This window comes from Bradyrhizobium sp. Gha (genome assembly GCF_900113735.1).
Taxonomy (GTDB): domain Bacteria; phylum Pseudomonadota; class Alphaproteobacteria; order Rhizobiales; family Xanthobacteraceae; genus Bradyrhizobium.
On sequence record NZ_FOQM01000039.1, the window covers coordinates 63,813 to 69,812 of the forward strand.

General features: G+C 58.2%; 4 protein-coding genes. 2 read left to right on the top strand and 2 right to left on the bottom strand.

The genetic code is table 11. The annotated features are described in order from the left end of the window. The first annotated feature begins 66 nt into the window (after window positions 1–66). Window positions 67–474: a DUF7694 domain-containing protein gene (locus tag BM222_RS43510; protein WP_502690972.1), complete on the top strand. Its 408-nt coding sequence runs from the start codon at window positions 67–69 to the stop codon at window positions 472–474. Between the two features lie 670 nt (window positions 475–1,144). Next, window positions 1,145–1,834 (top strand): YopT-type cysteine protease domain-containing protein, encoded by a 690-nt coding sequence (locus tag BM222_RS32630; RefSeq protein ID WP_244547352.1) that lies wholly within the window; start codon window positions 1,145–1,147, stop codon window positions 1,832–1,834. A 1,095-nt stretch (window positions 1,835–2,929) separates the two neighbouring features. On the opposite strand, the gene BM222_RS32635 is transcribed toward BM222_RS32630, so the two are convergent. Together BM222_RS32635 and groEL are read right to left on the bottom strand one after the other, a co-directional pair. Beyond that, a complete protein-coding gene (locus tag BM222_RS32635; protein ID WP_177243596.1) occupies window positions 2,930–4,477 on the bottom strand; it encodes an acyl-CoA dehydrogenase family protein in 1,548 nt (515 codons plus the stop codon). 613 nt (window positions 4,478–5,090) lie between these two features. Then, window positions 5,091–6,000 (bottom strand): chaperonin GroEL (groEL, locus tag BM222_RS32640; RefSeq protein ID WP_143106133.1); only part of this gene is annotated, 910 nt, incomplete at its 5' end.

Sequence of the window (6,000 nt, forward strand, 5' to 3'; positions counted from 1 at the left end):
AGACAACGTCATCTACGTTGACTTCAGGGCTATACGAGAGGCAAAGGAGCAGGCGTGCGAGCGCAGATGATAGACAAGCTGGAGGCGGGGCGGGTGAGACACGGCCCCTTGGCTACTGCTCCAGGATCAGGCCCTGGCGGTCTTTTCTTCGTGCAGGGACCGTGCGGGTGTGAACTCAAGATAAGTGCATTTGTCCGTCCCGGCTGGGAGCATGTTGCTGTTTCAACCCCGCGGCGTTGTCCGAACTGGGACGAGATGTGCTTTGTTAAAGACCTGTTTTGGGATGAAGAAGAATGCGTTATGCAACTGCATCCTCCACATTCGCAGTATGTGAATAACAGCCGATATTGCCTTCACTTGTGGAGACCCATCTATCGAGACATTCCGATGCCGTCCCCGAGCTATGTAGGCGTCGTTGGACTAAGTCCTGGGGACGCGGCATCGTTATTCGCGCGGATGAGCGCGACAGCATGATGGGAGCGCAAGGAGAGGCCGGGCTGATGCGGAAGAACCCCTATTCAAAAAAGTGTTGCGACAACGGTGATCGACTTCGCCAGAGCAACGCCAAGTCCGGAAGACCAGCGGACAACTGGCCGTCCGGCAAGATTGTGGCTGCGCACCATAACGCGATGTGGTGAGATCTTCGGTAATGACGGGCGTCATTTGGCCAAGGCCGGGTGTCCAGGTTGCCATCACCTAAGTGCACCCGCAATTCCAGAAGTGGGGCGTGTCGTAGCTGTGTAACACTTGTTAACTCGTCGGTCGCACGCCTGCGGCTGCATCGGAGCTCATCTCAGAGGTGTTGAATCAAGGACTTCCCTGTTGGAGCGGCCAGCTTCTCTGGTGGTCAGCTCGCCGTCAGCTTGCAGCAATATCATTTGTAGGTGGAGTGCAAGCAACGCGTGCTCTCTCTCTCTCTCTCTCTCTCTCTCTCTCTCTCTCTCTCTCTCTCTCTCTCTCTCTCTGAGAAGACGTGCGCTGAAGGAGCAGGCAAACCGGCATGTACAATCGAGTGGGTGGCCAATATACGCAGCTCAATCAAGCTGAGGAACCGAGTAGGTCCGCCAACGGTAGTGAATTCGCGCAAACGCTCACCGATTTGGCTCGTCAGGAGAGTCTGTCATCTGGGGAATTGGCTGACAGAATGGGAGTCTGCTGCAGCAAGTCACAAAGCGTGGATGCAAGCACTTATAGTCCGGGCACTTCGCCCCCTAGCCCATTCTCTCTGTCCTCCAGTTCCAATTCATCCGCTGCAACGAGCCCTGTTCGTCCTCTGTTCCAATATAGGACTGCTGAATTGCCCGGTGCCAATGTCAGCGGAATTTGCGTTGGGTTGGCGGCGGAATGGCTCCTAAGTCTCCCAAGCAGTCCATCATCCCGCATGAGGGCTCTGCGTCCGGGTGCTGAAAATCATCGGTCAGCGGCGATGCGACAGCAGCGGTATGAAGAGCTCAAGACACTCTTGCAAAGCGAGAATGCCGGAAGGTCCAATAACTTCCAGGCGAAGAGTTCGATGTTGCGCGAGGCAGGTCTAGAACCTTCCACCGCAGAGACGCGATATGGGTTTGGAACATCCTCGCGCATTGCTCCGATGGTCAACGAGCTCACCAACGAAGCATCAGTGTATTTGGTGAGCTTGCGTTTCGCCACAGGTGGCGCACACACAATTGCGACCTCGACGTCGAATGGAATGACGACGCTCTTTGATCCTAACTATGGGGAATTTGCCGTTCGGTCAGAGCAGATGGGTGCGTTGTTTAAAAGCTTGGCCGATCGTTACAGCAGCCTAAACGGACGTGACATAGCCACCGTGGTCACACAGAGAATGACGTGAGCGGGTGCAGGTTGCAACGGAGCTTGCCGGATGTCCGGGCGCGGAGCCTCGTCGGTCATTGCGAGACACATCGCCTACTAGGTGCACTCGCCACGGTTCTTGGGATGCTCGATGGTGCTCTCGACTGAAGCTCTCAAGTGCACAGAACGGTGAATGTTCAGCGATATAGGTTGGCCGATCAGTCAGATTCGCGAGCCCGGGCCTTTCGCGTCAAAAAAGCCTGGACCGCATGCGCTTGCACTCAGGCAGGATATTCCTGGCAGGATTACCGATGCCCTGCGCTCACTCGCACTCCAGGATTCGGTCGGCGACCAAGCATCCTCAGGGCCGCAGAAGCTGTAGTTCGTGCGGTGTGGAGTCATTGCCGGCCGTTGCTATGCTGATTTCCCAACCAAATAGCTGCTGCTAGTGGCGTTCGCATGCCGTCGGACAAAACTCAGTCCTCGATCGCTGAGCGTTTTAGAAATTAATCGCCGAATAATGCGACGAGATATCCTGAGTTCAGGAGCCGGAGTTCTCTTCGCGGGATCGAGCGTAAGCGGGTTATTAAGCTGATCTGGAAGACCGTCGCCCAGCTGGCTGTATTTGGTCCTGGTCTCACGCCGGAAGCAGCGCGGGCGCCACCCGGCTCTGGTCGGGCTGGATGGATTAGTCGCGGTCTTTGCCACGCCCGCACTACTGGTGAAGTTAGCAGAAACGTGACTCGGCGCCGAAATCCCCACGCATACTCGGGGCTAGCGCTGTCCCTACCACGCGCCGCTAACTTCAACATCGATTTACACCGATTAGCTTTCGGAAAGCTGACGAACTGACGCAGTGCATCAAGCCAAGGGCGGCCAGTGGAGGTCCGTGCCCACCCGTGAACCCAGCCATGTGCCTAACGGACGACTGACGCGATGGTATTGTTGAGCACAGACACCAGTCCATCCTTTATGCGCTCGTAGACACGCATGTGCCATGTGCCAGCGAGAAGGGGCAGCAGGATGCAAACATACCCGGCCCATCGATCATGTGAGCGCGCGGTTAAGCCGTTTGCGAAGTGTCGCCTTGCCTGCGGGACCACCACATGAAAGGACGTCCGGCACGCGCTAGAGGTCAGACATACTGCACCAACTTGAGGTAATCGTCTGTGAGTACGGGTGAGCGAATAGAGCAAGCCGCTTCGTCAAGAAAAGCGGCCAGCCTCCGATTGGCCCGACTGCAGGCTTCGACAGCTTGTCCTGCCGGCGCGCGAGTGCGGAGAGATGCCAGCTCAGAACCGACCAGATCGGCTGCAGCCCCGACACAATCTGAGGCTGAGAAGCAACCAGCGGACACGACAGCTTTTGCCAGTCCCAATGTGGTGAGCCAACCTGCATAAACCAGCACGGCACCGTCAGCCTCATTGAGCGAAGAGAGCTCGTCGATCGCAGCAGCATGGATTGATGCCGCCCCAACCGACCGAAACAGATCCGCTATTTCGTGGCGCGTGGCCTTAGAGAGCAGGCAGCGGCCGAGATGTGATAGGAGCGCCTCAGTCGGACCTTCGAAGATGCGGAGGATGCGAGCGTCTCGGTAGATTTTAGCCAAAGGCGTTCCCTCATCGTAACCGCGGCCGCCGAGCAGCTGGACGCATTGATCGGCGACAAGGCCGCACCACTCTGAGGACAAAACCTTCGTCGCCGACGCAAGGTGGACGTTCAGCGCGCCCTGCACTGAAACAAGCTGGCAGGATGCTGCCAGCATCGCCTTCACCACTTCCCGCCGCAGCACCATCTGTCCAAATAGCTGCTCGATGTAACTGTTCTCGATCATGCGCGCTTTACCAAGCCGGCGATGGTTTGCATAAGAGGCGGCAACCTGGATGGCACGTTCGAGTGCGCCAAGACCCATAGCGGCTACACCGATACGGCCGCGGTTCATGCTCGATGTCGCCGCACCCCAGCCGTCTTGATCGCCGGAAAGCACGTAGGAGCGCGGCAGTTCGACATCCTGGAACTCCAGTGTATTCTGAATGATGCCACGTAGACCGAGCGTTCGATGCTCGTGAGTCACCTTGAGGCCTGGAGCCTGCCGGTCAACGAGTACACCAACCAACCGACCTTTCGCATCGTTGGGTCCTGACGCGCGCGCAAAGCAAACGATCCAGCGAGCCCAGTCAGCGAGGCCGATCCAGATTTTGCGGCCAGAGATACGAACTGTATCTTCCTGGATGAAAGCCGAAGCCTTAATATGTCTCGGTGCAGAGCCAGCCCCAGGTTCCGTCAAAGCGAAAGCGCAAAGGTCGCCACGCGTTGCCCCCCGAATGATAGCGCCTTGTTCGGGGATGTGCGGAGCCGCTTCGATGCAGGGCAAGGCTAGAAAATTATGGATAACGAGGGTGGATGCAGCGGAGACATCGAACGATGCCGTCGCGGAGATGAGGTCGATGGCCTCGCGCAAAGGGAGAGCTAATCCACCGAGCTCTTTTGGTGCGGTCAGCCCGAACAGTCCATGCCTTGCCAAAATGCTGTGTAGGGTCGGAGGGAATGCTCGGCGGTCATCCGCGTCTGCGAAATTCAACTGACTGAGGTCAGCAGTCAAACTGGAGTATAGTGCGGTTGCACGACCCTCAGCTGAGCGTTCCTGCTTCTCCTCGAATTGAGCGTAAACTTGGTTGTACATGGGCATAAAGCCACAATGATCCCGAACACGTTTCGTGCCAATTCATCCCAGAGGCTAGCTCGGCTACACAATGGTATAGTGTGGATGCAAGCAGGTTTAGGCCCGTTGCCCGAGGCCGCAATTTCCTGGTTGCCGTCGTCGCCGGCGAGCTCCTAAGCGGAGCACCAAGCCGTCCCCATCATCGACATGGAAACCCAAAACATTGAAAGCGAAGCAAGCAGCACAAAGCTTAGTGGTCGTTTATGTCTAAGCACGTCCTAACCCGACCTTCGCAGCACGGAAGCTGAGAGAAGCCTGTCTGACTACACGAGGAGCGTCAATCATCACTCCTCCGCGATACCTTGGTGACTATGAGAACGAGCTTGTCAGGGTTCAGACACACCCCGTTGGTCACAAGATTTAGGTGCGAAACGTGACGACGGATTTTCATCGGTTCCGGCTACGCGAAGGTCGGTAAGTCGGTCGAAATCTGACGGGCCGAGCCGGGTCCTGCCGCCGCGCACCTGGAAGTCCCGCCGATTGGCCGCGGATGGCAAGGGCCTAAGGCTAATCCACGCAAAAACCCTGGCATTTGCCAGGGTTTCACAAGTCATGGAGAATGTGAGAACGTGGATCAAAAATCCATGCCGCCCATGCCGGGGCCAGCCGGAATTGCTGGACCGGGCGTAGCCCTCTTCGGCAGCTCGGCAACCATCGCTTCCGTCGTGATCAGCAGCCCCGCCACGGACGCGGCGTTCTGGACGGCGATGCGCACGACCTTGGCGGGGTCAATGATACCTTTGGAGAGGAGATTGCTGTACTCTCCCGTCTGCGCATCGAAGCCGAAAGAGTACTGCTCGTTATCGAGCACCTTGCCGACCACGATCGATCCATCTTCACCGGCGTTGATCGCGATCTGGCGTGCCGGCCAGGACAGTGCTTTGCGTACGATCTCGACGCCGGTCTTCTGGTCGTCGTTCTGGGTGCGTAGACCCTTGAGCTGCTCGGCGGCACGGAGCAGGGCGACGCCGCCGCCCGGGACGATACCTTCCTCGACAGCCGCACGGGTCGCATGCATCGCGTCATCAACGCGATCCTTGCGCTCCTTCACCTCGACCTCGGTCGCGCCGCCGACGCGGATCACCGCGACCCCGCCAGCGAGCTTGGCGAGACGCTCTTGGAGCTTCTCACGGTCGTAGTCCGAGGTGGTTTCCTCGATCTGCGCCTTGATTTGGGCCACGCGCGCCTCGATGTCGGCCTTCTTGCCGGCGCCGTTGACGATCGTGGTGTTCTCCTTGTCGATCATCACCTTCTTGGCGCGACCGAGCATGTTGAGCGTGACGTTCTCGAGCTTGATGCCGAGATCTTCCGAGATCGCCTGGCCGCCGGTCAGGATCGCGATGTCCTGCAGCATGGCCTTGCGGCGATCGCCGAAGCCCGGAGCCTTCACGGCCGCGACCTTGAGGCCGCCGCGCAGGCGGTTCACGACCAGGGTCGCGAGAGCCTCGCCTTCGACGTCCTCGGCGACGATGACCAGCGGCTTG

Coding starts and splice junctions, on each gene's coding strand:
- BM222_RS43510 (WP_502690972.1), top strand. CDS start 67: ATGATAGACAAGCTGGAGGCGGGGCGGGTGAGACACGGCCCCTTGGCT.
- BM222_RS32635 (WP_177243596.1), bottom strand. CDS start 4,477: ATGTACAACCAAGTTTACGCTCAATTCGAGGAGAAGCAGGAACGCTCA.
- BM222_RS32630 (WP_244547352.1), top strand. CDS start 1,145: ATGGGAGTCTGCTGCAGCAAGTCACAAAGCGTGGATGCAAGCACTTAT.